General features: G+C 65.2%; 20 protein-coding genes. 13 read left to right on the top strand and 7 right to left on the bottom strand.

The features are described 5' to 3' along the window. Positions 1-37: 37 nt before the first annotated feature. The 8 genes from J3D46_RS08645 to J3D46_RS08610 all read left to right on the top strand — a co-directional run bounded on the left by J3D46_RS08645 (position 38) and on the right by J3D46_RS08610 (position 15,220). Complete coding sequence (locus J3D46_RS08645; protein ID WP_253466443.1) at positions 38-4,327, top strand: FtsK/SpoIIIE domain-containing protein; 4,290 nt, start codon at positions 38-40, stop codon at positions 4,325-4,327. Between the two features lie 73 nt (positions 4,328-4,400). Then, positions 4,401-6,383, top strand: a complete 1,983-nt coding sequence (locus tag J3D46_RS08640; protein WP_253466440.1) for a serine/threonine-protein kinase — start codon at positions 4,401-4,403, stop codon at positions 6,381-6,383. A gap of 96 nt (positions 6,384-6,479) precedes the next feature. Beyond that, complete coding sequence (locus J3D46_RS08635; RefSeq protein WP_253466438.1) at positions 6,480-7,034, top strand: SRPBCC family protein; 555 nt, start codon at positions 6,480-6,482, stop codon at positions 7,032-7,034. 152 nt (positions 7,035-7,186) lie between these two features. Beyond that, on the top strand, positions 7,187-7,807 hold the full coding sequence (locus J3D46_RS08630) for a hypothetical protein (protein WP_231341272.1): 621 nt from the start codon (positions 7,187-7,189) through the stop codon (positions 7,805-7,807). A 119-nt stretch (positions 7,808-7,926) separates the two neighbouring features. Then, entirely contained in the window at positions 7,927-8,667 is a 741-nt protein-coding gene (locus J3D46_RS08625) for a YcnI family protein (RefSeq protein ID WP_231341271.1), read from the top strand. 104 nt (positions 8,668-8,771) lie between these two features. Continuing rightward, positions 8,772-9,404, top strand: a complete 633-nt coding sequence (locus tag J3D46_RS08620) for a DUF4232 domain-containing protein (RefSeq protein ID WP_253469182.1) — start codon at positions 8,772-8,774, stop codon at positions 9,402-9,404. A 55-nt stretch (positions 9,405-9,459) separates the two neighbouring features. Next, positions 9,460-14,397, top strand: coding sequence for an ATP-dependent helicase (locus tag J3D46_RS08615; RefSeq protein WP_253466435.1), 4,938 nt, complete (start codon positions 9,460-9,462; stop codon positions 14,395-14,397). Next, positions 14,390-15,220, top strand: a complete 831-nt coding sequence (locus J3D46_RS08610) for a DNA-formamidopyrimidine glycosylase family protein (RefSeq protein WP_253466432.1) — start codon at positions 14,390-14,392, stop codon at positions 15,218-15,220. The genes J3D46_RS08615 and J3D46_RS08610 overlap by 8 nt, the downstream gene beginning before the upstream one ends. 78 nt (positions 15,221-15,298) lie before the next feature. On the opposite strand, the gene J3D46_RS08605 is transcribed toward J3D46_RS08610, so the two are convergent. Then, entirely contained in the window at positions 15,299-15,937 is a 639-nt protein-coding gene (locus J3D46_RS08605; protein ID WP_253466430.1) for a YitT family protein, read from the bottom strand. 61 nt (positions 15,938-15,998) lie between these two features. On the opposite strand from J3D46_RS08605, the gene J3D46_RS08600 reads away from it, so the two are divergent. Next, a complete protein-coding gene (locus J3D46_RS08600; protein ID WP_253466428.1) occupies positions 15,999-17,453 on the top strand; it encodes a PLP-dependent aminotransferase family protein in 1,455 nt (484 codons plus the stop codon). On the opposite strand, the gene J3D46_RS08595 is transcribed toward J3D46_RS08600, so the two are convergent. Then, positions 17,450-17,944 carry a DUF4188 domain-containing protein gene (locus J3D46_RS08595; protein ID WP_231341266.1) on the bottom strand — a complete coding sequence of 165 codons (495 nt, stop codon included), beginning with the start codon at positions 17,942-17,944 and terminating at the stop codon, positions 17,450-17,452. The genes J3D46_RS08600 and J3D46_RS08595 overlap by 4 nt on opposite strands. Before the next feature lie 88 nt (positions 17,945-18,032). Between J3D46_RS08595 and J3D46_RS08590 the strand changes: the two genes are divergently transcribed. Further along, positions 18,033-18,608 (top strand): TetR-like C-terminal domain-containing protein, encoded by a 576-nt coding sequence (locus J3D46_RS08590; protein ID WP_253466425.1) that lies wholly within the window; start codon positions 18,033-18,035, stop codon positions 18,606-18,608. Positions 18,609-18,620: 12 nt separating this feature from the next. Here J3D46_RS08590 and J3D46_RS08585 read toward each other — a convergent pair whose 3' ends face one another. Continuing rightward, positions 18,621-19,313, bottom strand: coding sequence for an SRPBCC domain-containing protein (locus J3D46_RS08585; RefSeq protein WP_253466422.1), 693 nt, complete (start codon positions 19,311-19,313; stop codon positions 18,621-18,623). After that, entirely contained in the window at positions 19,306-19,956 is a 651-nt protein-coding gene (locus J3D46_RS08580; protein ID WP_253466419.1) for a helix-turn-helix domain-containing protein, read from the bottom strand. The genes J3D46_RS08585 and J3D46_RS08580 overlap by 8 nt, the downstream gene beginning before the upstream one ends. 143 nt (positions 19,957-20,099) lie before the next feature. Between J3D46_RS08580 and J3D46_RS08575 the strand changes: the two genes are divergently transcribed. Both J3D46_RS08575 and J3D46_RS08570 read left to right on the top strand, forming a co-directional pair. Beyond that, positions 20,100-21,029, top strand: a complete 930-nt coding sequence (locus tag J3D46_RS08575) for an RluA family pseudouridine synthase (RefSeq protein WP_231341279.1) — start codon at positions 20,100-20,102, stop codon at positions 21,027-21,029. 88 nt (positions 21,030-21,117) lie between these two features. Next, positions 21,118-21,774, top strand: coding sequence for a hypothetical protein (locus J3D46_RS08570; protein WP_253466416.1), 657 nt, complete (start codon positions 21,118-21,120; stop codon positions 21,772-21,774). 28 nt (positions 21,775-21,802) lie between these two features. On the opposite strand, the gene J3D46_RS08565 is transcribed toward J3D46_RS08570, so the two are convergent. Further along, positions 21,803-22,351: an O-acetyl-ADP-ribose deacetylase gene (locus tag J3D46_RS08565; protein WP_253466413.1), complete on the bottom strand. Its 549-nt coding sequence runs from the start codon at positions 22,349-22,351 to the stop codon at positions 21,803-21,805. Between the two features lie 54 nt (positions 22,352-22,405). Between J3D46_RS08565 and J3D46_RS08560 the strand changes: the two genes are divergently transcribed. Beyond that, positions 22,406-23,050 (top strand): DedA family protein, encoded by a 645-nt coding sequence (locus tag J3D46_RS08560; RefSeq protein ID WP_253469180.1) that lies wholly within the window; start codon positions 22,406-22,408, stop codon positions 23,048-23,050. Positions 23,051-23,060: 10 nt separating this feature from the next. Here the strand turns inward: J3D46_RS08560 and J3D46_RS08555 are convergent, their stop codons facing one another. Then, positions 23,061-23,366 carry a hypothetical protein gene (locus J3D46_RS08555; protein WP_253466410.1) on the bottom strand — a complete coding sequence of 102 codons (306 nt, stop codon included), beginning with the start codon at positions 23,364-23,366 and terminating at the stop codon, positions 23,061-23,063. A gap of 199 nt (positions 23,367-23,565) precedes the next feature. After that, entirely contained in the window at positions 23,566-26,364 is a 2,799-nt protein-coding gene (ppc, locus tag J3D46_RS08550; RefSeq protein WP_231341258.1) for a phosphoenolpyruvate carboxylase, read from the bottom strand. Between the last annotated feature and the right edge of the window lie 195 nt (positions 26,365-26,559).

Genomic DNA, 26,559 nt, shown 5'->3' with positions numbered 1-26,559 from the left:
CTGAAGGGAACAGATCCACTACAGGAGGAGCGCCCCGGTGCGTGTGCTGATCGACTTGGACGATCGTCGTTTTGAGTGCGAGGTTGCCCATGCTGCGCCCGCCACCACGCTGTCCGACTTAGTGGAAGCCGCCGGCGGACCCAGGGTTTCGCCTGACGAGCCGGTGTTTGTCAATGAGACAGAGGTCCGGGGTGCCACGCCGCTCTCCGAGCTGATTCTGCTGGAAGGCAGCCGCATCTCACGCGCGCCCTGGCCGGTTCCGGACCGCGTGCGTGGGTGGAGCCTCACGCTGGCCGGCGGCCAGCGCACCGGTGGTGTCGTGAATGTTCCGCAGGGGCGTGACATGCTCATCGGCAGGTCGCCCCATGCTGATCTCAGCCTTCCCACCGAAAGTGCGTCGTGGGATCACTTCCGCCTTCGCCGCGAAGAGGACGGACTGCGGGTGGTGGATGGAGGCTCCACCAACGGCACCTTGGTCAACGGCGAGCCCGTGGGCGAGGACGGAGTCCTGGTCACTCAGACAGCCACCATCACGGCGGGCGGCACGGTCCTTCTCCTACGACCAACCCTGGAGGAGACCCCCGCTCCCGCTCCGGGGAGCCTGCATAACCTGACGCCGGCCTCCACCGCTCCCTTCAACAGGCCACCGCGTCCCGGCCGCGCCCCGGCCGGCGATCCACTGGTTCCTCCGAGTCGCAAGGACGTACCGCCGGCCAACAAGTTCAGTTACATCACGGTACTGGCACCGCTGGTCATGGCGGTTGCGATGGTGATGATCCTGAGGGACATGCGCTTCGCCATGTTCGCCATGCTCAGTCCCGTGATGGCGGTGGGCATGTGGTTCGAGCAGAAGCGCCGCCATGCCCGCGGCCTCAAGGAAGAGGCAGAGCGCTTCGACGGGGCGCTCATGGAGTTCGAACAGCAGATCCGTGCGGCCGCAGAGGTGGAAACAGCCCGGAGGCACCGGATGGTCCCCGATCCCGCCACGGTTGTTCGTCGTCCTGCGCTTCCGGCTACCTCACTGTGGCAGCGCCGTGCGGACTCGGACGACTTCCTGGCCCTGCATGCCGGCACCGGTGATGTGCCGTGGCAGCCAGAGGTGGACCGGGCTGCGGGCTCGCGTCCGGACGAAAAAGTCAAGGAATCCCTCACGGCAGCCCGTCTATTGGCCGCACCCGTTCTGGTGGACCTGACCGACGCCGGCGTGGTGGGCATCGTTGGCTCACGGGACGGCGCTTTGGCGTTGGCCCGCTCCCTTGTCGCCCAGGCCGCGGTGCATGTTGGTCCGGCAGATCTGACGATCGGCATTTTCTGCGACGCCGGCCGGGCCGATGAATGGGAATGGGCCTCGTGGCTGCCGCATACACGCCAAACGGGCAGCAGCTCGGGCGAGCGGTGGATGTCCGCGCATCGTGAAACCAGCTTGGCCATGCTGCGCATGCTCAAGGACTCAGTAGATGAACTGCCCACCCCGGCCCTCATGGTGGTCCTCGATTCCGACGTACTCACGGAGGGCAGGGACGCCCCGGCCCGCGCCTTGCTCGGCATGGGCCGTTCCGTGCCAGGCGGCCATATCAACCCGCAGCAGCGCCCACCCCGCGTGGCGGGCATCGTCATAGCGACGTCCGAGGAGCAACTTCCCGCGTCCTGTACCACCATCATCAGGGTTGGGACCGACGCTGCAGCCACCGTGGACCAGCCGGAGGACCTGACCCGGGTGGAGGACGTCATCCTGGCAGGTCTCGACCAGGAAGAAGCCCTGCGCTGCGCCACACGCTTGGCACACTTCGATGATCCCGAGCTCAGCGTTCCCGGGGCTTCCTTGCCCTCCTTGGTGCGGATGCCGGGCATGCTCGGCTACGAGCGCCCCGACGCGGCGACGATCCGCCGGATGTGGCAGGCCCCCACCGGCGTTTCCACGCCCATCGGCACCGGCGAAAACGGCCCACTCACCCTGGACCTCGTCAAGGACGGTCCGCACGGGCTGGTTGGCGGCACCACTGGCTCCGGAAAGTCCGAATTCCTGCGCTCCCTCGTAGCCGGCCTCGCTGCCCGCAACGATCCGACCCGCTTGAACTTCATTCTGGTGGACTTCAAGGGAGGTGCTGCGTTCAAGGCCTGCGAACGCCTGCCGCACACCATCGGCACCATCTCCAACCTGGACGAACAGCTCGCAGACCGCGCCCTGGTCGCTTTGGAAGCAGAGATGGAACGCCGCCAGCGGGTTTTCGCCGAGGCAGGCGAGGGCATCGACAACCTCAACGCCTATTTGGCAACGAACCCGGCCGAGCCGATGCCGCGCTTGCTGCTGGTGGTGGATGAGTTCGCCATGCTGGCCAAGGACTTCCCGGACGTGCTCACCGCCCTCGTCAGCATTGGCGCCGTGGGCCGCACCTTGGGAGTGCACATGATCCTGGCAACGCAGCGCCCGGCCGGCGTGGTGAGCGACGACATCCTCGCGAACACTAACCTTCGGGTGGCGCTACGTGTCCAGAGTCGTGACGACTCCAACAACGTTATTGGCGTACCCGCCGCCTCTGCCATTGGCAGGGCCCAGATGGGCCGTGCCTTTGTGAAACTCGGCCAGGACGACATCACGCCCGTCCAGACCGCGCTGGTCACCGGACAGGCGCAGCTCGACGGCGGTCCCGCCGTCGATGTTCGCGACATCCGGCAGTTCGGTGTCCCCGCGCCGGCGCCGGCGCTGCCGCGGTCCGCGGCAGTGGACGAGAATGATCTGGATCTCCTCATCGACGCCGTTGTCGATGCCAATACAGAGGCTGGCTTCGCCCCTCCGCGGCAGGTCTGGCCAGAAGCGCTGGGCGAACGCGTGGAGCTGGACGGCTTTATGGCGGAGGCTTCTCCGGTGCACGCCTCTACCCCAAGGCTTCCGACAGTGGGCCGCGTCCACGGGTCGACCGTTATGGTGACCCTGCTGGACGAGCCCGAGTTGCAGCGTCAGTCCGCAGCCGGATGGGACATGTCCGTGGGCAACCTGATGCTGATGGGTGTGGCAGGCTCCGGCACAAGCACCACTCTGGCGTCCATCGCGTTGGCGCTTGCCAGGGAGGCAGATCCCACCGAACTGGATCTGATGATTCTGGACATGGGCTCCGGGGACCTTGAGATGCTGAAACGCCTGCCGCACACCGTGGCCTACGTAGGTACGGGTGCCGGCGCCAAGGAGCAGCAGGCCCGATTCCTGCGCCATTTGAGCACTGAGCTGGAGAGTCGCCGCGCGGCACCGGGTACGCATCGTCGCATGGTGGTGCTGCTTGACGGCCTGGCATCCCTCCGTGACGAATTCCAGGACTTTGAAGGGCAGCAACTTCTGGGCCTGCTGTACCGCGCATACGCCGACGGCCCGGCGCTTGGCCTGTCCTTCGCCGTGACCACCACCCGCGCCAAAGCGGTTCCTTCGGTCATGAATGAAGTAACGCTCCAGAAGTGGCTCTTCCGGCTCGCCGATAACTACGACTACTCCTCGCTGGGCGTGCGGGCCAAGAATGTCCCCGCGGCACTCCCCGGGCGCTGCGTAGACCCTCGCACCTCCCTGCAAATGCACGTTGCCACACCCGGAATCGGGTTGGAGGCCGCTGTGGATCGCGTCCGGCACAGTTGGGCCGAAGCACCTGCGAAGACCACCGCGATCCGGAGCCTGCCCACCGACGTCACCATGGCGGATTTGGGCGTGAAGCCGCAACTGGAAACCGAGCCGTGGCACATCCCCGTGGGGATCCGCGAGACGGACCTCGCCCCGGCCTTCCTGGAAATCTACGAGGGCGAGCACGCCCTGATCGCCGGGCCGGCCCGTTCGGGCAAGTCCACCTTGCTGCTGGCCTTGGCCGAAGCCGTTACTGGTGTAGCCACCTCCCGGGGTCCGGCCCAGGTCTGGGGCATCTGCGACCGCCGCTCGCCTTTGGCCACGGCCACTCTGGACAGGGTGGCCATCGGCACGGACGAGGTGCCGGCGCTGCTCGCTTCCCTGCGGATCGAGCGCGGACCGGTGTTCCTGCTGATCGACGACGCCGAACGCTTCGAGGACACGGACCAGTCCATTGCTGGGATCGTGGCCTCCGGGCCTCCGGGGCTGTGCATCATCGCGGCCGGGCGAGCCGCTGATCTGCGTGGGCTGTACAGCCACTGGACCAAGACTGTCCGCAAATCGCGCCTGGGCGTTCTTCTTCAGCCGGACGTGAATTACGACGGCGAACTGCTGGGTGCCACACTTCCGCGGAAGGCACCCGTGGCGCTGACCGCCGGACGCGGGTACATAGGGGTGGGCGGGCAAATGTCGCTCATCCAGTCGGTCAGCCCCGGGAGCTGAGCCGACGGGCAGTAGGCGCCTTGCGCTGGGTGGCCTTGGAGAGAACTGATCGACAGCTTTGGAGAGTACGGACATGCAATTGGCACAGACGGGGCAGGCGCTCGGAGCGTCTTACCGCTTCGGCGAACGGGTGGGTTCCGGTGCTGTTGGCGAGGTCTGGACCGTCACTTCGACGGACGGCCGGACGTTGGCGGCCAAAGTGCTGCGTCCGGAGCATGCCGATGATCCGTCCTTGGTGGAGAGGTTCGTCCGCGAGCGATCCGTGCTGTTGGGACTGCAGGACTCCCACATCGTCACCGTGCGGGACATGGTGGTGGAGGGCGAACGGCTGGCCATCGTCATGGACTACATCGCCGGCGGCTCGTTGCGCGACATGGTCAAGGAAGCCGGACCGCTGGCACCCGAAGATGCTGTGAACGTTGCCGCTGAAATCTTCGACGCCCTCGCGTTCGCCCATTCGCGAGGCGTAACGCATCGGGATATCAAGCCGGACAACGTGCTCCTCGCCCGCCCGTGGTCCGAGCGTGAAACCGGGGACGTGAGGGTGTCCGACTTCGGCATTTCCGACGTCGTGGGCGAGAAAATCCGCCAGACGACAGGCCTGATCGGCACTCCTCAGTACATGCCCCCCGAACTCATCAGCCAGGGGCGGTCAGGCCCCGCCGGAGATGTCTATTCCACAGGCGTCCTGCTGTACGAACTCCTTGCCGGGCGCACTCCCTTCGCTGGTCCGGGCACGGACTTCAGCGTGGCTTACCGCCATGTCTCTTCGCGCCCGCCCCGTATTCCGGTGGACGATGCCTTGTGGGGCGTCCTGGATCGGCTGTTGTCCAAAGACCCCGACCAGCGACCGACGGCCGGTGAGGCTGCGTCGACGCTCCGACGCCTTGCGCCCGGGCTTGCGGGCAAGGCCGCTCTTCTCCGGGGGACAGCGCCGGAAGAGTTCGACGACGTCGAACGTCCCGCTACCGTCGTCCGCGGCGCCTTTACCGATGACGAACTTGCAGCCTTCGCAGCGGCCCCACCTGCCGGCGTCGATGCTGTGGCTCCGGACCTGGGGCAGGCCGGCAGCGCTACCATTGCCCGCCCCATGCCGCGCCGAGAAGTCCGCCCACCGGCGGAGGAACGGGCAAAGGAAAAAGACGCGCCCCCGTTCTGGCGGACCCGCAAAGCGCTCCTCCTTGCCGGTGGCGCGGTCTTACTGATCGTGGCCATGGTGGTGGGCTTCGTTCTCCTGTCCCCCGCCGGCCCGCAGGCAGCTCCCACTCCGCCTGGACAACAGTTGTCGGCGCAGTTGCAGGACCCTGCCCTGCCGACCGGGCTCACCATTTCACGAAGCGCCACGTATGAACCTTCCTCCGGTCGGGTCCGCTTAACGGTGTCCTACTCGGCGCAGAAAGCGCCGTTGTCCGGTGAATTCCTGGAGGTCATCCCCGGACTTGCCGATGGCGATGCCTGCCCGGCTGTGACGTGGGATGGTGGCACAGTGAGCCGTAACCAGGCTTCCATCACCGGTTTGGACGTTGCCTGCGGCTGGAAGATGTCCGGCGTGGAGATCCCCGCCGGAGGATCCGTGCAGCTGACCGCCAAGGTGCCGGTGGCGCCCGCGGACCAGAAAGCAATGGATGCCTGGCTCCGCAGCGGGTCGGCCGCGACCACGGCCGCCACGCAGAACCCCGCGGTCAAAGGCACGGCCTACCCGGTACAACGGCTCAAGGGTGTGGAGGTCCGCACGCCTGCCCGCGTTGTCACGCCCAGCCCCCTGAAAATAACGCTGGTTCCGGTGTGGGCGGGCGGTGCCGATGAACTCAATCCGCTCTACGTGAGCCCGGCTTCAGGTAAGCCATCGCAAATGCTCGCGGCGGTGACCGGTGGTGAAAAGGGAGTGCGGTTCGCCGACGGTTGTGGCGGCGCTTTGGCAGTGGACAGCTCAGGACTCACCGTCACCGCTCTGCAGATCACGCCGCAGTGCACGGTCCGGGCCAGCGTGGGAAACTTCACCGAACTCCAGTCCGTTCCCTTCGGCATCACGTCCCGGGAGAACTCGGGCGAGTAGCCCTCCCACCGCCGAGGAGTTAGATCTCAGCACTTCCCAAGGCATGGGATCTAACCCTTCGGCGCAGCCAAGAGTAGATTAATCGCGGAGGCAATCATGGCCGGGACCACTACCACAAGCAAAAGCACCGACTACGCGTTCGTCACCGTGTGGCGCGTGGCCGGCACACGCGAGGAAGTGGTGAGCGTCCTTGGCAACGCAGCGACGCTCAAGCAATGGTGGCCCTCCGTTTATCTCACGGTCACTAATGTCGCCGACGGCGGACCTGACGGCGTTGGCGCCAGCTTCGACCTCCACACCAAGGGCTGGCTCCCATACACCCTGCGCTGGCGGCTCACCGTTACCGAACCTGTGACCCTCGACGGCTTTGCCCTCACGGCAACAGGGGACCTTAACGGAACGGGCCGCTGGCGGTTCGAGACGGATGGACCTGAAGTCGTCATCACCTACGATTGGCGGGTCAGCGCAGCCAAACCACTGCTCCGTCGGCTGAGCTGGCTTCTCAAACCCGCCTTCTCTGCCAATCACCACTGGGCAATGGCGCGCGGCGAGGAAAGCCTCAAACTGGAGCTCCGCCGTCGACGTTCCATGCCAGGAGCCAGGGTGCCTGAACCGCCGAAACCCACGTTCGTCCGGCGCGCGAGGGGTTAGCTCCCGCCGCTTTGGCTCTTCCAAAGCCCCGAGATCCCGCCCCTCGGCGCAGGTATCCACATAGCCACCCATCCGAGGCCTGTTCGGCGCCGAACTCCCGATAGAATCAAGACGCCGACAATCAAGCAGCCAAAGAGATCAGGGAGGACCACGTGCGCTCATCGCGGACCAGGGCTCCCTTCCATGCGTTGCGGTCGGGCGTCATCTCGCTTGTGGTGGTTCTTCTCGCTGCAGGGGCGCACGTTGCGGGCGGCGGAACGCTGCCCACAGCTCCGGTCCTGCTGGCGCTCGTAGCGCTGACAGCCCTGGTTGCCACGCTGGCTACCCGTTTCAAGTTGAACCTCGTTACCATGGCAGGCCTCCTGGGCGCGGGACAATTGGCACTTCACGAGGCCTTCACCGCGTTGAGCCCCATCACGGCCATCGGTCCGGGGGCGAACCACCACCTCGGCGGCGAAGCCTTGAGCCCCGGGGTGGACATCGCAGCGACGCACACCCATGAGCTCGGGACAGCTTTTGGCGCCATAATGCTGGTGGGCCACGTCCTGGCTACCTTTGCTTCTGCCGTCATTCTGACCAAGGGCGAGGACGCCCTCTGGCAGCTCGCAGCCTGGCTCCGGCCCTTGCTGGCGCTGCCCACCTTGGTGTTCAGGCCCGACGCCGGCGCCTCGCCTGTCGCACCGGGAACGCCCGATGTCTTCATCCCCCGCCCTTGGCGGAACCTCAGGCAAGACAGCCGACGCGGCCCGCCCGCCGTCGTCGTACTTCCTTAGTTCCGCCCGGCACCACGGCGTCGCAACAGCGCGCCGCAAACGCAAAGCCTTTGCATGGTGACGGGCCCCAAACCCGTACCCCCGCGCCGCTTCCGCCGGCGCCCCCGAAAGGCAATCCCATGAACAAGTCCGCCCTCCGTCGCACCCTTTCCGCCACCGCTGTCGCCGGTGGAACTGCCGCCCTGATGATGGCCGGCCTGGCCGGAGCCTCAGCGCATGTTGGGGCAGATCCCAACAAGACTGCTGCAAACTCCTACGCGCTGGTCACCTTCGGCATACCCCACGGTTGCGACACCTTCGGCACCACCAAAGTCGCCATCTCACTGCCCGAGGAATTGAACGACGCCCAGCCGACTGTCAACCCGAACTGGACCGTTGAGAAGGTGACAGAGACCCTCGCCGAACCCAAGAAGCTGGATGACGGCACCACCATCACCAAGAGGACCAGCCAGATCGTGTACACGGCCAAGGCACCGCTGGATCCGCACCTGCGCGATGCACTGGTCCTGTCAGTCAAGCTGCCGGATGCAGCGGGCAAGACCATTTACTTCCCCACTTTGCAGACCTGCGAGCAGGGGCAGACTGACTGGTCCGAGATCGCCAAGGAGGGGCAGGATGAGCACGAGCTCAAGGCCCCGGCACCGTCGGTCACCATCACCGCCGCTGCCGCGGAAGGCGACCACCACGCTGCCACAGCAGTCTCCACCGAGCAGGCCTCCGCGGTCACCGACGACGGCTCGCAGGCACGCAGCTGGGCCGGCCTGATCGCCGGCATCGCTGGCCTGGGTCTGGGCGGTGCGGCCTTCTTCCGCAGCCGCGCGGCCAAGCCCGCAGTGGCCAAGGCTGATTCCTCGAAGTAATTGACGCTGGATTGGCGTCCGGAAGATCACGATCCGGGCGCCAATCCATGCACTTGGCCGTGGCTCAATTGACTCGCGTCACGGCCAACGCAAGGCTGGTGCCCATGTGGACTCAGCGCATTAAAACAGGACTTGTGACGACGACGGCGGCCGCTTCGCTGCTGCTCCTGGCCGGCTGTGGGCCCAGCCCCAGCCCGGCGGGAACAAGTAGTGCCCCGCCCACCACTTCGACTCCGTCGGCCTCGGCGACGCCCAGTTCACCTTCTGCAACGGCTACAACGACGCCATCGTCGTCGGCCACTGCCACGTCAGCAGACTCCACCCTGTGCAAAGCTGCGTCATTGACTGCGGCCACTGACTCCACCGGCGGCGGAGCGGCGGGCAGCATCTACGAAAAGTTGATCTTGACGAACTCCGGGAGCACAAGCTGCGTCCTGGAAGGCTTCGCGGGTGTCTCCCTGACCCCCGATGCCAGTGGTGAACCGATCGGCGAACCGGCAACCCGTGAAACCACCACCCCGGTCACCAAGATCGAACTGGCGCCGGGCAAGTCGGCGTGGGCTGAAATCCGTTACACGCAGGCCGGTAACTACGGCGATTGCACCAAGGTCCCAGCGGCCGGCTTCCGTATCTACCCGCCGAACGACACCGCATCGCTGTTCGTCGCCGAGCCGCACGATGCGTGCAGCAACGCCGGCATCAAGCTCCTGACCATCACCGCGTTCCAGGCAGTCTGACCTTGTCCCTACGGCTCCGGCTTATTCTGTCGGGGCCGTGGGGCATGATGGAGGAATGCAGCAGCCGCAGGCGTCGGATGGCGCCATCAGCCGTTTCAGCCAGGCAACCAGGGAATGGTTCCTCGGCGCTTTTTCCGAGCCCACGCCCGCGCAGGACGGGGCCTGGAACGCGATTTCGTCAGGCTCGCATGCACTGGTAGTAGCCCCCACCGGTTCCGGTAAAACCCTCGCGGCTTTCCTGTGGGCCCTGGACCGGCTGCATTCCACGCCGTCAGATGCACTACCGGGATTGGAATCCGTCCCAGCGAACGGCAAGGGTCGCGCCAGGCGCCCCAAAACGAAAACACGCGTCCTCTATATTTCACCGCTCAAGGCGCTGGGCGTAGACGTCGAACGCAACCTGCGCGCACCTCTGATCGGCATCACGCAGACCGCCAAGCGTTTGGGGCTGCCCGCTCCGCTGGTCACCGTCGGCGTCCGTTCAGGAGATACGACGGCGGCGGATCGCCGCACGCTGTTGACCAGCCCTCCGGACATCCTCATCACCACACCGGAGTCCCTGTTCCTGATGCTGACCTCCCGTGCCCGGGAGACGCTCAGCGAAGTGGACACCATCATCATCGACGAAGTGCACGCTGTGGCCGGCACCAAGCGCGGGGCACATCTTGCCGTTTCCTTGGAGCGCCTCGATGCCCTGCTGCCTAAACCTGCTCAGCGCATCGGACTCTCAGCTACCGTCCAACCGCGTGAATTGGTGGCCCAGTTCCTGGCGGGCCAAGCACCAGTGGAGATCGTGGCACCCCCGTCCAAGAAGAACTGGAACCTTACTGTCACAGTTCCTGTAGAGGACATGTCGGACCTGCAGGGGGCGGCCGGAGCGTTCGATTCCGGCCCCGCGTCTGGCCTGCAGCCGCAGGCCTCCATCTGGCCCCACGTGGAGGAACAGATCGTTGACCTGGTCCTGTCCAAGCAATCCACCATTGTCTTCGCCAACTCCCGGCGCCTTTCCGAGCGCCTGACGGCACGGCTCAATGAAATCTACGCCGAACGCCAGTTGATGGCGGTTGGCGGTGGAGATTGGGCTGGCTCCGGGACGAACCCCGGCGTTCCGGCGTCCACCGCCACCCCGGCCCATATGATGGCGCAGGCGGGGAGCACTACCGGCGCAGATCCCGTGCTGGCGCGCGCACACCACGGCTCCGTTTCCAAGGACCAGCGCGCCATGATCGAGGACGACCTCAAATCCGGCAGACTGCGCTGCGTCGTGGCAACCTCGTCACTGGAACTCGGCATCGATATGGGTGCCGTGGACCTGGTCATCCAAGTGGAGTCTCCGCCGTCGGTGGCCAGTGGCCTCCAACGCGTGGGGCGTGCCGGCCACCAGGTGGGCGAGATTTCCGAGGGCGTATTGTTCCCCAAGCACAGAGCTGATCTCCTGCACACCAGTGTCACAGTGGAACGCATGCTGAGCGGGCAGATTGAACGCTTGAGCATCCCCACCAATCCCTTGGACATCCTTGCCCAGCAGACAGTCGCGGCAACCGCGTTGGGAAGTATCGACGTCGAGGACTGGTTCAGCACGGTTCGGCGATCAGCGCCGTTCGCGAGCCTGCCCCGCTCCGCGTTTGAGGCCACGCTGGACCTGTTGGCGGGCAGGTATCCTTCCGACGAATTCGCTGAGCTACGGCCCCGGATCATCTGGGATCGACACGCAGGGACCATCGAGGGCAGGCCCGGCGCCCAACGCTTGGCTGTTACGTCGGGTGGAACCATCCCGGACCGCGGGCTGTTCGGCGTGTACATCATCGGTACGGAAGTTGAGGGATCGTCCTCCCCCGGCGGCACAGACGGAAGTGAACCCACAGCTTCGGCTCGCGCAGCCAAGGGCGGACGCCGCGTTGGCGAGCTCGATGAAGAGATGGTGTACGAGTCCAGGGTGGGCGACGTCTTCGCCCTTGGAGCCACCAGTTGGAAGATCGAGGACATCACCCACGACCGCGTACTGGTCTCCCCTGCCTTTGGCCAGCCCGGCAAACTCCCCTTCTGGAAGGGCGATTCCCTGGGCCGTCCGGTCGACCTCGGACGGGCGCTCGGTGCCTTCATCCGCGAACTCTCCGCGGCCGATGAGGCGCCTGCCATGGAGCGCTGCCAGGCCAGCGGATTGGATGCCTTCGCTGCCAGCAACCTCCTCCAGTACCTCAGGGAACAGAAGGACGCTACGGAGATAGTGCCCAGCGACAGAACGCTGGTGGTGGAACGGTTCCACGACGAACTCGGCGACTGGCGCGTAGTCCTGCACAGCCCCTTCGGCATGCCCGTCCACGCACCGTGGGCACTCGCCGTGGGCCAACGGCTCCAGCAGCGGTACGGTCTGGACGGCTCTGCGATGGCAGCTGACGATGGCATCGTCCTGCGCGTGCCCATGATGGAAGACGAGCCTCCCGGCGCGGAGCTGTTCCTGTTCGACCCTGAGGAACTGGAACAGATCGTCACCGCAGAAGTCGGCGGCAGCGCACTGTTCGCCTCACGGTTCCGTGAGTGCGCTGCCCGGGCCTTGCTGTTGCCCCGCCAGAATCCCGCCAAGCGCCAACCGCTGTGGCAACAACGGCAACGCTCAGCCCAATTGCTGGACGTCGCCCGAAAATACCCTTCATTCCCCATCGTGCTCGAAACGGTGCGTGAATGCCTGCAGGATGTTTACGACCTCCCCGCGCTGAAGGACATTGCGGCTTCCGTGGAGCGCCGTGAACTCCGGATCGTGGAGACCACAACACAGCAACCCTCCCCCTTCGCGAAGTCCCTGCTCTTCGGCTACGTGGCCCAGTTCCTCTACGAGGGCGACTCCCCTTTGGCGGAACGCCGGGCTGCTGCCCTTGCCTTGGACTCCACGCTCCTCAACGAGCTCCTTGGCCGCGTGGAATTGCGCGAGCTCCTGGACGCGGCAGTCATCGATTCCACGGAAATGGAGTTGCAGCGGCTGGCTCCTGACCGGCGCGTGCGTGGGATGGAGGGCGTCGCAGATCTCCTACGGTTGCTTGGTCCGCTCAGCGTTGAAGAAGTGGCGGAACGGCTTGAAGGAGTGGAACCAGCTGAAGTTGAGGGCGTAGAAGAACTCGAGGAAACGCCGCCAGCCGCGCCACCAGGCACGGTCACCGATGCCGGATCCCACCTCGCTGCCCTGCAGAAAGCCAACCGTGCACTCAAGGTGACCATTGGCGGCGTCGAACGCTTCTCTGCAGTGGAGGATGCCGCGAGACTTCGCGACGCAATCGGCGTTCCCTTGCCTATGGGTGTGCCGCTGGCCTTTATCGAGCCGGTCCATGATCCTTTGGGTGACCTCGTTTCGCGGTATGCCCGCACGCACGGGCCCTTCACTGCATCGGAAGCTGCAGCCCGGCTTGGCCTTGGCGTCGCTGTCGTTAATACTGCGCTGAAACGCCTTGCCGGGGATGGTCGCGTGGTGGAAGGTGAGTTCCGTCCGCACGTTGTCGCCCCCAAGGCCACAGCGGAGGGAGCAGATCCCGAGCTCATGACGTTGGATGCCCCGCCGTCCAGCGAGTGGTGCGATGCCGAGGTATTGAGGAAGCTCCGGCGTCGTTCCCTTGCTGCACTCCGGGCCGAAGTGGAGCCTGTGGACACAGCCGCCTACGGCCGGTTCCTGCCGGCCTGGCAAAACGTCACCGCGCCCGGCAAGTCCAGAAGCCAGGCGTTGCGTGGATTGGACGGCATCATCACGGCCGTGGACCAACTGTCCGGCGTGCCAATCCCCGCATCAGCCTGGGAGCCCTTGGTACTGGCGAGCCGGGTGGCGGACTACAAACCGGCCATGCTCGACGAACTGATGGCCGCAGGCGAGCTTCTCTGGTCCGGCGCCGGGTCGTTGCCCGGGAACGACGGCTGGATCAGCCTTCATGTGGCCGATTCCGCTGAGCTGACCCTCAACCCGTCCCCGGAGTTCGAACCCGGCGATGCCCAACAGCGGCTTCTGGAACACTTCAGCGCGGGCGGTGGCTATTTCTTCCGGCAACTCACGGAAGTGGCAGGCGGCATGGATTCGGTGTTGAGCGACGACGCCGTGGTTTCTGCCCTGTGGGACCTTGTGTGGGCCGGCCGGGTTACGGGAGACACTTTCGCTCCCGTGCGTGCCATGATCGCCGGCGGCAAGACCGCACATCGGCAGGTGGCCAAGGCACCGAGGGCGCGGGCTCCGCGCCTGAGCAGGTTGGGCCGCTCCCATGGAACAGGCCTCCTGGGCTCTCCCGGACTCACCGGAGGCCGCTACGGTTCGGTCTCAAGTGGTATCGCGCCGGCGCCGCCTTCGGCTGTAGGCCGCTGGTCCGCTTTGCCCGCGCCGGAACTGGACCCCACCATCCATGCCCGCGGCACGGCTGAGCTGCTGCTGGACAGGTACGGCGTGGTGACCCGGGGCTCGGTCATGGCCGAGAACATCATTGGCGGCTTCGGGCTCATGTACAAAGTGCTTGCCCGGTTGGAGGAGGCTGGCCGGTGCCGCCGCGGCTACTTCATCGAGCATTTGGGGGCTGCCCAATTCGCTGTCCCCGCGACGGTGGACAGGCTGAGATCGTTCACGGAGGATGCCCGTATTTCCAAGGCAGAGCCTTCGGCCTTGGCGCTGGCCGCAACAGATCCGGCCAACCCCTACGGCGCCGCCCTGCCTTGGCCTGCCTTGTCAGTCGACGCCGGGTCCGGGCACCGCCCGGGGCGGAAGGCCGGAGCCCTGGTGGTGATGGTCGACGGCGTGTTGGTCCTTTACGTCGAACGCGGCGGCAAGACGCTGCTCACCTTCAGCCAGGACGATGCCGTACTGGCACTTGCGGCCCAAGCCTTGGTGGATGTGGTGCGCCGCGGTGCCGTGGACAAGCTCTTCATGGAGAAGGTCAACGGACACGACCTCCTCGAAACCCCTATTGCCGTTGCCCTCGCGGCCGCCGGCGCCTACTCCACTCCGAAGGGACTCCGGATCCGTGCCTGAAGGCGATTCCATTTGGCGCGCCGCCTCGCGTCTGAACGAGGCCTTGGCCGGGCAAACCATTACTGCCTCCGACTTCCGTGTGCCCCGTTTCGCCACCCTGAACCTGGCGGGGTGGACCATGACCGAAGTGGTCCCGCGGGGCAAGCACCTGCTGATGCGCCTCACCGGCCCGGTTGACGGGGAACCCGGCGCCAGCAGGAAACCCCGGGCCCTGACCATCCACTCCCATCTGAAGATGGAGGGCAACTGGATGATCTATCCGCCGGGTGGTCGCTGGACCAAACCGGGCCACACGGCGCGGTGCGTGCTCCGCATGGCCTCGGCGGACGCCGTCGGATTCTCGCTGGGTATCCTGGAAGTGGTCCCCACAGCTGAGGAAGAAAAGATCGTCGGTCACCTGGGTCCGGACCTGCTCGGCCCGGACTGGGACGAAGTGGAAGCACTGCGCAGGCTCCGGGCCGAACCGGACATCACCGTAGGGTTCGCCTTATTGGACCAGCGGAAGCTTGCCGGGATCGGCAACATCTACCGCTGCGAAGCGTGCTTCCTCTCCGGCGTCCATCCCGCCTTGCCCCTCGGAGAAGTTCCCGATCTGGCCAAGACGGTCAACGATGCCAAACGCCTCCTCGGCGAAAACCTGGGTCCAGGACGACGGACCACTCTTGGACCGCGCGCGATGAGGCCCGGGTACTGGGTTTACGGCAGGGAACGCCAACCCTGCAGGCGCTGCGGGACCACCGTCCGGCGCGGTCTCTTGGCTGGCCCGGACGGAACTGAGGAACGGGATATCTACTTCTGCCCGCACTGCCAACCGGCCCCGTAATCACCCAGCCGCCCAAAGTTGTCCAACGGCCCGCGAACAGTTGCTGGCCGCCGTCGGTCCCTTTACGCCACCCGGCGGTCAAGCGGCGGGAGCGGCCTCCACGGCTTCCGTGGGGGCCGTGGAGGCCGTTGCCTCGGTCTTTTCCGGCACCATGAATTTCGGCAGCAATACCTGCACGATCGGGCCAATGGCGAGGGCATACACAACGGTTCCGACGCCAACCGAGCCTCCCAACAGGAAGCCCACAGCCAGGACCACCACTTCGATGCCGGTGCGGACCAGCCTGACGGACCATCCCGTGCGGCGGACCAGGCCGGTCATCAGGCCATCGCGGGCACCGGGGCCGAGCCTGGCGCCGATGTAGCAGGCCGATGCGATGCCATTGAGGATCACGGCTCCGGCGAGCATGGCGATCTGTCCGCCGAGATGGGAGAACGCCGGGATGAGCCATAGCCCAAGGTCGGCAAAGAGCCCCACCAGGACAGCATTGGCGATGGTTCCGATTCCGGGCATTTGCCGCAACGGAATCCAGAGCAGCAGGACGAGGAAGCTGACCGCGATAACCACGACACCGATGCTGAAGCCGGTCTTTTGGGACACGCCTTGGTGGAACACGTCCCAGGGGTCCAAGCCAAGGCCCGCCCGGATGAACATGGCCAGGGAGATGCCATACATCGCGAGGCCGATCAGGAGTTGTGTGATTCTTCGGGTCATCATGGAGTACATCTTCCAAGGAAACTGGCCTTGTATTCCATAGCCAGTTTGGAATACTGGTCTTATGTCCGGCTCATTGAATCCCACTGCCCTCGCCCGCCTCATGGGCAAATGGAACTCCGGCGCCCTGCCCGCCTACCGCGAGCTGGCCGACGTCGTACGTTTGCTGGTGATGGACGGGCGCATCCCGCTGGACGTCGCACTGCCCAGCGAACGCGCGCTGGCGCAGACACTTGGCCTCAGCCGCACCACCGTTACGGCCGCGTATGCGAGCCTGCGCGAGCAGGGATTCCTCACCGCCGGGCAAGGCAGCCGCGGCCGGACCTGCATCCCGCACCGGACGGTACCAGTCAGCGCGCCCGGGCTCGCGGTTCCGGACGGACTGTTGGACCTTGCCTACGCCTCACTGCCAGCAGCAGGCGAGGTGGTGCATCGGGCGTTCGCTGACGCGCTGACCGAACTTCCCGCACTTCTCCCGGATTTTGGGTACGACGCCGTCGGAGTGCCAGCCCTGCGTGAAGCCATCGCGGAAAAGTACACAGCCGAGGGCGTGCCCACTTCCGCCGGCCAGATCCTGGTCACTTCCGGTGCGCAGCACGCCCTCAACATCGTGCTGCGGACCTTGGCTGCGAAGCAGGACCGCGTCCTGGTGGAGCACCCCACCTACCCCAACGCACTGGACGCCATCCGCTCCGCCGGATGCAAGCCGGTTCCGGTCGCTTTGCCAGCCGGCACCTCACCCGCCTGGGACATCGATGCGATGGTGGCCACCATGAACCAGCAGAGGCCCGCGATGGCCTACCTCGTCCCCGACTTCCACAACCCCACGGGTCGCATCATGTCCGATCTGCAGCGGCGGCGACTCGTGCGCGCGGCCACGTCGTCCGGGACTGTGCTGGTGGTGGATGAGACGCTTCGCGGGTTGAACCTCGACGACGTCCGCACCGCGCCGATGTCGGCCTTCAGTCCCGCCGTGGTGTCTATTGGCTCGCTCAGCAAATCCCACTGGGCAGGTTTGCGGACCGGATGGATCCGCGCTGATGAAGCCTTGATTGCCCGCTTTGTGGCGACGAGGACCGTCATGGACCTCGGCGGGCCTGTGGTTGAGCAGTTGGCCGCCGCCCGGCTGGTCAGATCGTTCGCCGAGCCGTTGGACGCCCGCCTTGAGGAGCTCCGCCACAACCGGGATTCGTTGCTGGGACTGCTTGCGGAGCACCTGCCGGAATGGGAGGCCGAGCGCCCCCGGGGCGGGCTGACCGTCTGGTGCCGCCTCCCCTCTCCATGCAGCACGGCGCTGACCGTTCTGGCACCGGACTTCGGGCTCCGCTTGGCAGCCGGGCCCCGCTTCGGGGCGGGTGGCGCCTTTGAACAGTACCTGCGCGTTCCCTATACCTTGCCGCCGGAGCAGTTGGAGTCCGCCGTCCGCGCGCTTCGCGCCGCCCAGGACAAGCTCGACGCCTCGCCCCACCTCCGCCGGACCCTCAAGTCCGAGCGGACCGACGCCGTCGCGGTCGCTTAATGGGCCGGCCGGCCTGCTGTGCCCATGCGCTGCTTCGCCGTGTTGCTGCCGGGACCGACGGGTACGTGCGAGGTTGCTTTGGCTAATCCGAACAGTGGCATGCCGTTGTACACCACCTCAATGCCAGATGCCGGCACCTGGTAGGTCTCGTGCCACACGCCGACGTCCCCGCTGCCGGCGATCTCCTTCATGAATTTCCGCCATGGACCCAGATGAGGCGAATCGCGGTCCGCAGCAAAGCGCCTCAGATGCTCGGGGCTTTCCCAGTAGCTAAGCAGGATGGTGGTCCGCCCAAACCACTGCTCGCTTCCCAGCAGGCCAGCCTCCGGGTTGGCAGCCAGGTGCCGCATCATGGTGGGCATGGCGGACGCGACCTTCGCTACGCGGCCCGTCTTCCACCACTTGTTGGCCCGCATCCCAATGAGGAAGACGGTCACGGTCCCGCGCCCAATGTCCGCAGTGAAGCGGCCGGGGAAAATCTCCTGTGCCATGTGAATCCTTCAGTCGGGGAACCGCGAAGTTCCTGAAGCCAGGTTTCGTAACATCGTTATGAAACAATGTTATGAAACACTTGAAGGCATGGCAAGACCCATCGTTCATGATCAGCACGTCCAGCAGAGGCTTCTGGCGGTTACCGCCGAACTCGTGGACCGTGAGGGGCCCGCCCGCGTGACCCTCAGGGATGTGGCCGCCGCGGCAGACACGTCCACATCCGCGATCTACTCGCTCTTCGGCGGTAAGGCGCAACTGTTGACGGCCGCCGTCGACGACGGTTTCCGATCCTTCGGCGAATCCCAACGTCGCGCCGCCAAGGACGGGCTGCTGGGGCTTGGCCGGGCCTACCGCGCGTGGGCGCTGGAGCACCCGGCCCTCTACCGCCTCATGTTCGGCGGCGCGATGGCCGCCTACGTCGAATGCAGTCCGACGCCGGAGGTCGCCTCCGACTCGATGCTCCCCCTGGTGGACGCAGTCATCGCGGCACAGTCAGGAGGGAAAGTCCGGGCCCAGAACCCCGCCGTGGTGGCGATGGCCATCTGGGGACAAGTCCACGGACTGGTCAGCCTCGAGCTGGCACAAATGAACGATCCCGCGACGGACTGGGCCGGAATCTACGAGGCGGCTCTGGAATCCGTAGCCCGGGCCTGGGCGCCGTAGGCCCCGACGAACCTACCCGTACACCCTCTCCAGGAATCCGCCCCAGGCCTTGGCCGTGAGTTCGGAATCGCCCGAGCCACTGAACTCGTGCACCGTCATGCCCACCGGGGCGCCGAAGGCATTGCGCCCAAAGAACCGGTAGAGAGTATCCCCGGTCCGCAGCCCAAGGAAGTTCTCGTTGGAGAAGTCGACCTCCCCGCTGAGCTGCCCCACGCCGTCGACGTCCGCCTCGAAAGTAGAACCAGCAGCGACACCCTCCACGCCCAAGGCCCGCTTCAGCTGCACGAAACCCTCAGGCGTCTGCGAGGAGCCGGGAGCCTGGATGTCCGTGAACACCACCGGTTTGCCGTCGAAGTGTTGCAAGTACTGGCCCAGGGTGTGCAGGTAGAACTCGGTGTGCTTGCTTGCGCCGTCATACTGTTCATCCCAGTTGTCAGCGAAGATCCCGCTGTGGACGTAATGCAGCTTGGCGCGGCCGCCCTCCACAGGCTCCAGGACGTGTTCCAGCTGGTTGAACCACCCGTCCGGACCGTCCATGCGGGACACCAGGTGGCGCGGGTATTCCTCGACCGTTTTCACGTCCGGCCACTGATCCGCGGGGAACATCCACGCCGGAGTGTCCTTGGTGACCGCCTGCCACACCCGCTCGGGAGTGCCTGGCAGTTCGACGTCCGCTTCGATTTCGAATTTCCGGTTATCAGTCATTGCTTTGGTCCTTTTCTGCTGCTTGCTCCGAGGAGTCTTGGTCCGTTGAAGGGGTCTTAAGTGCGGGGTGAAGTACGACGACGAGCCGGTGCTTGCGCGCCCCGCCCGCCACCGCGGCAGCACCGCCGTCGTGGTACTTATCCACGAGTTGGGTCACCGCCACGCCGAGCTCTTCCGCGAACTCTGCGCGTTCCGCGGCAGAGCGGAAGGTGATCTCCCCGTCGATCGCGAAGCTGGCCAGCTTCTTCTTAGCCACGGCAGCACCGGCGATGAGCTTGCCCATCTCCTGCACGGTTCGCGAGGCAAGGGAGAGAAGCCAGAAAGCGGAGAAGCGATCGGCGAAACGACGAGGATCCGGCGCCACAGATGCCAGGGCGGCCGGGGAGATCAGGTACGACGCCGCCGTCGCACGCAGTACGCGCTCGGTAACGTTGCCTTTCCTGCGCTCTTCCACCAGCTCCACCAAGCCATGACGTTCCAGGGCCTTGAGGTGGTAGTTCACCTTCTGCCGCGGCAACCCGACCCTGGCGGCCAACTGCGTGGCGGACGCCGGCTCGGACAGCTCCCGCAGGATGCGCGTGCGGATCGGGTCCAGCGACGCTTCCGCCGCGGCCGGGTCCTCGATCACTTCGATGTCCAACATGCCTCCAGTATGCTTACCGACAACTTTTATTGTCAAGAACTTTTTTCTCGTCGGTGCTGTAGTTGCGACGCCCCGTTGCGAGGCCCCGTTGCGACGCCCCGTTGCGAGGCCCCGCAACGAGGCCCCGGTAGAATTGTCCGGTGATGCAATCCCCCCTCCCCGTGCGCGACGGCGTGAACGCGACCCGCCTCCGCCTGCCGGACGAGGGCCCGTGGACCACCGCAATGGACTACATGATGCACCGCTGGGGACACATCGACCCCCAAGGCATCGAGGATCGTTTCGACGCCGGCGAGATCGTGGGCGAGGGCGGAGTACCCCTTGATCGCAGCACCAAACTGGAGGACCACACCTTCATTTGGTACTACCGGACCCTCCCACCGGAGACGCGCCTGCCCGTCGAGATCAACATCCTGCACCAGGACGAGCACATCCTGGTGGTGGACAAGCCGCACTTCCTCCCCACCACCCCCGGCGGCACCTACATCCAGGAATCCGCGCTGGTCCGGCTGCGGAACCTGCTGGACCTCCCGGACCTCATCCCCATGCACCGCCTGGACCGCATGACCGCCGGACTGCTGCTGCTCTCCACCAACCCGGAGACGCGCGGCAAATACCAGGTTCTCTTCGAGAAACGCCAGGTCCACAAGGAATACGAGTGTGTGTCCGCCGCGACGCCCGCCGCAGGCTATCCCGCCGTCGAGTTCCCGGCCGTGGTCCGCAACCGCATGACCAAGTCCCGCAGTTACCTGCTGGCCGAAGTGATCGACGGCGAACCCAACGCGGAAACGCGCATCGAACAAACAACAACGTTCGACGCCGGCACTCACCAGCGCGCGCTGTACCGGCTGGAACCCCACACTGGAAAAACCCATCAACTTCGCGTGCACATGGCCTCGTTGGGGCTGGGGATCATCAACGATGCCTTCTACCCGGACCTGCTGGACAAGGCGCCGGATGACTACAGCAAACCGCTCCAACTCCTGGCCCGCGGCATCCGGTTTGTGGATCCCATCAGCAAGCAACCGGTGGAATACCGCAGCCGGTTGAAGCTCAGCGAAGCCTGCACCTAAAAATCTTTGGGAGCCGCGACCCGCCCATTTCGCGCGTCCCAGGGCAGGACTACCATGAAGATCCTGGGGTAGTTTCCGGGAGCGTGTGATGGACAAATCGGTTGAGTTTCCGGGCGACGGGACTGCTTCGGTCTTGGCCTACTCTGCTGCCGCGGTGGGCATAGCCGGCGTCGCGACCCTCGCTGCCATGTACGCCGTGGAAGTGCCCAGGGGTGGCCCGTTCGTTTTCGGCACCATCAACGATGCTGCCGGCGCCGTCTTCAACGTGCTGGTCATTCCCGTGATCCTCCAGGTGCACAAACGCCTTCCTAAAACATCATGGTCCGATCCCCTGAAATGGGTCACCGTGGCAGCCTGCGGAGCCGGCGCCACGAGTTCGGCATTGTTGGTGCTCAAGGTCCTGGCATTCGAGCCATCCACTGCAGTGTCCGTTGCTGCGATCACGATGCAGGCCGTGTGGTTCCTCGCAGCAAACAACAAGCTGCGCACTGTGGAGGGCTACCCGCTCGGGCTGGCCCAGCTAGGCCGGTTCATTGGCGGTGCGCTGGTCATCGGGCTGCCCGTCGCGGGCCTCGGTTTCGTGATTCCCGGGCCCGAGTGGCTGCGATTTGCCGTGATGGGCCTTGGCATCATCGGAGGGGCATCCGCTTGGATCGCCTGGCCCTATTGGTACTTCAAGGCAGGCAAATTCCTGGGTCACCGGCGCACGGTCAACGTGCCCGGCAGCACGACTGCGGCAGCCTGAGCGGCCAGCCCCTGGGTCACTGAGGCCTTCATTGTGGTGGGGAACCAAAAGCAGACCGGAAGGCCGCCGTCGTATCCTCCGAGAACAAAACGAACTCCACCAACGTCAGAGAACTGCCGGACGCGCCACCGGCTGAAGACGACGACGAAAACGACCTCACGGCGTCGAACGCTACGTCGGCCACCTGACGGGCGTCCCATCCATAGACTCCGGCGCTGATCGCGGGGAAGGCGACGGTCCGGGCTCCCAACCTGGCCGCCACCTTCAGGCTTTCGTTGAAGCACGAGGCGAGCAGCGCAGGATCCGTCTGCCCGGCGTGCCGGTTGGGACCTACCGTATGCACCACCCACTGAGCGGGGAGCTGGAAGCCCGGGGTCGCGACGGCGGCGCCCACCGGCAATCCATCCGGCACTTCGGTGCGCCTCAGCTCACGACATGCCTCAAGGAGTTCCGGGCCAGCGGCCCTGTGGATGGCACCGTCCACTCCCCCTCCACCGAGCAATGACGAGTTGGCGGCGTTGACGATCGCATCCACCGTGCGCGTGGTGATGTCACCGTGCAGAATTTCGATTCGCATGGCGCCAGTCTCGCGCCGGAGCGCCAGGAGCGGCAAGTGCGGTACCTTGTGCCCATGGACATCACCGCCCCGGAGACGTGGGGATCCGCAATCTACCTGTGGATCGTTCCCATTGTGCTGGGCGACGCCATCTTCCCACCCATCCCCTCCGAAATGGTGGTGATCACCGGCGGTGCCCTCGCCGCCGACGGCCACGCCAACTTCTGGCTGATCTTCTTCCTCGCGGCTTTCGCTTCCTGGCTGGGCGACGTACTGGTTTTTCTCTTGTTCAAGCGGCGCATCAGCCATGTCCTGGACCGCTGGTCATGGGGCCGCCGGGTTCACCGAGGCATTCACGAGGCAATTGCCAAAGCCGGCCGTTCCTCAACATACGGCGCGATCATCGGCGCACGCTTCATCCCCGGCGGCAGGCTGGCAACATCATCTGCGGCGGGCATCGCCAACGTATCCGCACGCGGGTTCAGCCTTTGTGCGGGTCTGGGCGCGATTCTATGGGCGGTCTGGCAAGTCGGCTTGGGCTATTTCACCGGCTCCGCCACCAGGCTCCCCTTTTGGGCCAGCTCACTGATCGGCGTGGGCGTCGGCCTGGTGATCGGTGTGGTGGTTGGCTTGATCGTCACGCGGCGGCGTGGCAGCCGCTCACCCGTGGATGAACCGTACGACGCCGACAAGCCCGGCGACGTGCCACAGCCCGAGTAGCTTCCCTGGTTTAGACCGGAGCCCAGCGCCCGCGGTTGCGACGCAACACGTACAAGCTCCCTGTGATGGCTACACGTTCGACGGCGTCCCGCATCATGGCTGCCGACGTCCGGGCTTCGTCGTTCTCACCTGAATAGTCGCGGTCGCCCACCGTGAACCGGAGGCTGATCTGGGGGACGCCGCCCACGATGTCCAGCTGGTTGGATTCGACGTGGTGGCGGGTTTCCAACGCCTCCACGGCTGCAGCCATCACCGATTCGGGTGCGTTGCCCGGTTTGAGGCCAGTGATCTTTAACTTGGTCTGGAACGACGGCATCCCACCACCCTAGCGCCCGTTCTGCGCAGCCCTAAAGCCAATCCCTCTCTCGCCTCCTGCACCCGTGGCCGGATCCCTCTCTCACCTCCTGCACCCGTGGCCGGATCCCTCTCTCACCACCTGCACCCGTGGCCGGATCCCTCTCTCACCGGATGAGAGAGGGATCCGTAAAACCCTGCGTGACGTGAGAGAGCGTTCGCTAGCCGGTGTTGCGGAGGCCAGCGGCTACACCGTTGACCGTGATGAGCATGGCCCGCTGGAGCCGCTCGTCGATCTCGGCCCCGGATACGGATTCTTCCCGCACGCGGCGGAGAAGCTCGACCTGAAGGTAGCTGATCGGGTCCAGGTATTGGTCGCGGATTTCCAAGGAACGCTTCAGCGTGGGCTGGGCGTCGAGGAGTTCGATCTCTCCCGTGAGCCGTTCAATTTCGGCTACGGTGAGCTCGTACTCGTCGCGGATCATGTGGAACAGCCGGTGCAATTCCTGCGGAACAAGCGAGGAAACGTAGTGTCCGGCAATCTCCATGTCAGTCTTTGCCAGCGTCATTTCCACGTTGGAGATGACTGAGCGGAAGAAGTGCCAGCGGTCCATCATTTCAAGGAGCTGATCCGTGTTGCCTGCCTCGCGGGCAGCCTTTAGTCCGGAGCCCACGCCGAACCAGCCCGGAACGATCTGCCGGGACTGCGTCCAGCCGAAGACCCACGGGATAGCGCGGAGACCCCCAAGGCCCGCACCGGAATCGGGACGCTTGGACGGGCGAGAGCCGATGTTCAACGACCCCAGCTGCTCCACCGGCGTGGAGGCAAGGAAGTAGGCCGGCAGTTCGGGGTCATCGATCAGTGCGCGGTAGCGGTCGAACGCGGCGTCGGAGATGGTCTCCATGACGTTGGCGTAGCGCTCGCGCTCATCATCGGACGTGCGCGGAGTCCGGTGCAATGCCGAGCCCTGCATGACCGCGGCCAAGGACAGCTCGAGGTTTTCGCGCGCAAGCTCGGGCAGGGAGTACTTGTCCGAGATAACCTCGCCCTGTTCGGTGAACTTGATTTCGCCCTCGAGCACACCATTCGGCTGCGCCATGATGGCGTCGTACGTCGGTCCGCCACCGCGGCCCACAGAGCCACCACGGCCGTGGAAGAGGCGGACGCGGACCCCGTGCTTGGCGGCTACGTCGCGCAGCTTGCGCTGGGTTTTGTGGATTTCCCACTGGCTGGTCATCACTCCGGATTCCTTGTTGGAATCCGAGTAACCCAGCATGACCTCCTGGACGTCGCCGCGGAGCCGGACAAGTTCCCTGTAGGACGGATCAGAGAGCAACTGGTCCACGATCTCCGCCGAGGCGCGGAGTTCCTCCACCGTTTCAAGCAACGGGGCGAAACCGATCTTGGCGCGTGGCTTGCCGCCGAAGAGGTCAATCAAGCCGGCCTCGCGGGCCAGGACCGCTGCTGCCAGGACATCGTCAGCACCACGGGTCATGGAGATGATGTAGGTCTCCACAACGTCCGGACCATAAGTATGCAGCGCCTGACGGATGCTCCGGAAGACGTCGTATGTGCCGTCTGCTGTGCCATCAAGCTTGATCGGGTGCCCTGAGAGGGGGCGGTGTGAGGCCAGTTCTGCGCCGAGGAACGTGAAGCGCTCCTCACGGCTGAGCTCGCTGTATGGCTTCTCCGTGCCGAGCCGGTCCACGAGCTGGCCAACAGCATCGTGGTGGTAATCGGCGTGCTCGCGGATGTCCAGCGTTGCCAGATGCAGGCCAAAAGCGGCGATTGCCCGGCGAACGCGGGCCAAGGCTCCGTCTGCCACCAGAGCTGCCGAGTGGTTGCGCAACGAGTCTTCGAGCAGCCCGAACTCTGCCAGCAATTCGGAAGTGGTGGCGTAGTCGCGACCCGGCTCGTGATAGGTCGAGGCAGAAACGCGGCGTCCGGTATTGATGAGCTTGGCCTTGATGCACGTCAGCTTGAGCCTGTAGGGCTCCTGCGCATTCAGTTCAAGGATGCGCTTGTCCAGGCCCGGAAGGTTCTTCAGGTCCTCGGTGATGGAATCCAGCAACACCTGGTCGGCCCCAAAAAGTGCCGTGGAGTTGGAGAGGACCGAGATGAGCTCATCGATCAACGCAATGCTGATGCGCACGGCGTTCTGGTTCTGCAGCTGCAGGATTTCGCGGGTGACGGCGGCGGTGACGTTGGGGTTGCCATCACGGTCACCACCAATCCACGAACCGAACCGCAAGGGTGCGGCGGCGGCCGGCAGAGTGACACCGTGCTCGGCCAGAAGTTCCGAAAGGTCCGTCAGCATTTCAGGCATGGCATCGGTCAGGATGCTGTTCAGGTAGTAGATGGCGTTTCGGGCCTCATCCACGGGCGTGGGGCGGACCTGGCGCAGTTCATCTGTCTGCCACATCTGGTCGATGATTTCGGCCAGCTGCCGGTCCTGGCGACGCCGGGCAGACGTCCCTTCGGCGGTGGGCTCGGCGAGGACGTCTGAGAGCTTACGGACTTTGTCCAGCACGGAACGGCGTGAAGCCTCGGTGGGGTGCGCTGTAAATATGGGGCGTACGTCGAGCTCATTGATCACATCCTGCAGGACCTGTGGGCCTGCCTGGCCGGCAATCTCGGAAACTGCCTTAGCCAGCCAGCCATCCTTTTCCTGGCGGGTGCGGAGCCCACGGACACGATGAACCTGTTCCGCCGCATTGGTGAGGTGGAAGTAGAACGCAAAGGCCCGCACCAAGTCCGTCGCCTGGTCCAGCGGCAGGGAGGCGAGCAGTTCGCGTACCTGGGCAACGACGTCGTGCGCACTCCACGGACCAGTCGCGTCCGCGCCGCCACGAGCGGCCTCCTTGGACTCCTTGGTCAGCAGGCGGACCTGCTCCACGAGTTCAAGTAGTTCCGGGCCGTGCTGGCGAACCAGCGATTCACCCAGCAGGGTGGAAACGCGTCGCACATCAGCGCGCAGTTCGGCAGCGAGATCGGTGTCTTGATGGGCAGTGTGAACCATGGATGCATACCTTCAGGATCTGGTTTGGCCCGTACACTGCGCTGGATACTGTGAGCCGGATTACTAATGTTTCCTACGGGATCTTACCCGTACCGAACTCGCCCTATGGAATGCGTCTCAGATTTTGACTTCACTTTTTTGGGTGGGCGGCCCGGGCAGGACCATTCTTCCGCTCATCAGCTCATCATGTGCCGG

It is taken from the genome of Paenarthrobacter sp. A20, assembly GCF_024168825.1.
GTDB lineage: Bacteria > Actinomycetota > Actinomycetes > Actinomycetales > Micrococcaceae > Arthrobacter.
Note: the sequence above shows the minus strand (reverse complement) of the source record. Positions and strands in the feature narration are given on the sequence as shown.

Excerpts from the sequence above, each read along its gene's own strand:
- J3D46_RS08640 (WP_253466440.1), top strand. The coding sequence starts at position 4,401 with ATGCAATTGGCACAGACGGGGCAGGCGCTCGGAGCGTCTTACCGCTTC.
- J3D46_RS08635 (WP_253466438.1), top strand. The coding sequence starts at position 6,480 with ATGGCCGGGACCACTACCACAAGCAAAAGCACCGACTACGCGTTCGTC.
- J3D46_RS08625 (WP_231341271.1), top strand. The coding sequence starts at position 7,927 with ATGAACAAGTCCGCCCTCCGTCGCACCCTTTCCGCCACCGCTGTCGCC.
- J3D46_RS08620 (WP_253469182.1), top strand. The coding sequence starts at position 8,772 with ATGTGGACTCAGCGCATTAAAACAGGACTTGTGACGACGACGGCGGCC.
- J3D46_RS08615 (WP_253466435.1), top strand. The coding sequence starts at position 9,460 with ATGCAGCAGCCGCAGGCGTCGGATGGCGCCATCAGCCGTTTCAGCCAG.
- J3D46_RS08605 (WP_253466430.1), bottom strand. The coding sequence starts at position 15,937 with ATGATGACCCGAAGAATCACACAACTCCTGATCGGCCTCGCGATGTAT.
- J3D46_RS08600 (WP_253466428.1), top strand. The coding sequence starts at position 15,999 with ATGTCCGGCTCATTGAATCCCACTGCCCTCGCCCGCCTCATGGGCAAA.
- J3D46_RS08595 (WP_231341266.1), bottom strand. The coding sequence starts at position 17,944 with ATGGCACAGGAGATTTTCCCCGGCCGCTTCACTGCGGACATTGGGCGC.
- J3D46_RS08590 (WP_253466425.1), top strand. The coding sequence starts at position 18,033 with ATGGCAAGACCCATCGTTCATGATCAGCACGTCCAGCAGAGGCTTCTG.
- J3D46_RS08585 (WP_253466422.1), bottom strand. The coding sequence starts at position 19,313 with ATGACTGATAACCGGAAATTCGAAATCGAAGCGGACGTCGAACTGCCA.
- J3D46_RS08580 (WP_253466419.1), bottom strand. The coding sequence starts at position 19,956 with ATGTTGGACATCGAAGTGATCGAGGACCCGGCCGCGGCGGAAGCGTCG.
- J3D46_RS08575 (WP_231341279.1), top strand. The coding sequence starts at position 20,100 with ATGCAATCCCCCCTCCCCGTGCGCGACGGCGTGAACGCGACCCGCCTC.
- J3D46_RS08570 (WP_253466416.1), top strand. The coding sequence starts at position 21,118 with ATGGACAAATCGGTTGAGTTTCCGGGCGACGGGACTGCTTCGGTCTTG.
- J3D46_RS08565 (WP_253466413.1), bottom strand. The coding sequence starts at position 22,351 with ATGCGAATCGAAATTCTGCACGGTGACATCACCACGCGCACGGTGGAT.
- J3D46_RS08560 (WP_253469180.1), top strand. The coding sequence starts at position 22,406 with ATGGACATCACCGCCCCGGAGACGTGGGGATCCGCAATCTACCTGTGG.
- J3D46_RS08555 (WP_253466410.1), bottom strand. The coding sequence starts at position 23,366 with ATGCCGTCGTTCCAGACCAAGTTAAAGATCACTGGCCTCAAACCGGGC.
- ppc (WP_231341258.1), bottom strand. The coding sequence starts at position 26,364 with ATGGTTCACACTGCCCATCAAGACACCGATCTCGCTGCCGAACTGCGC.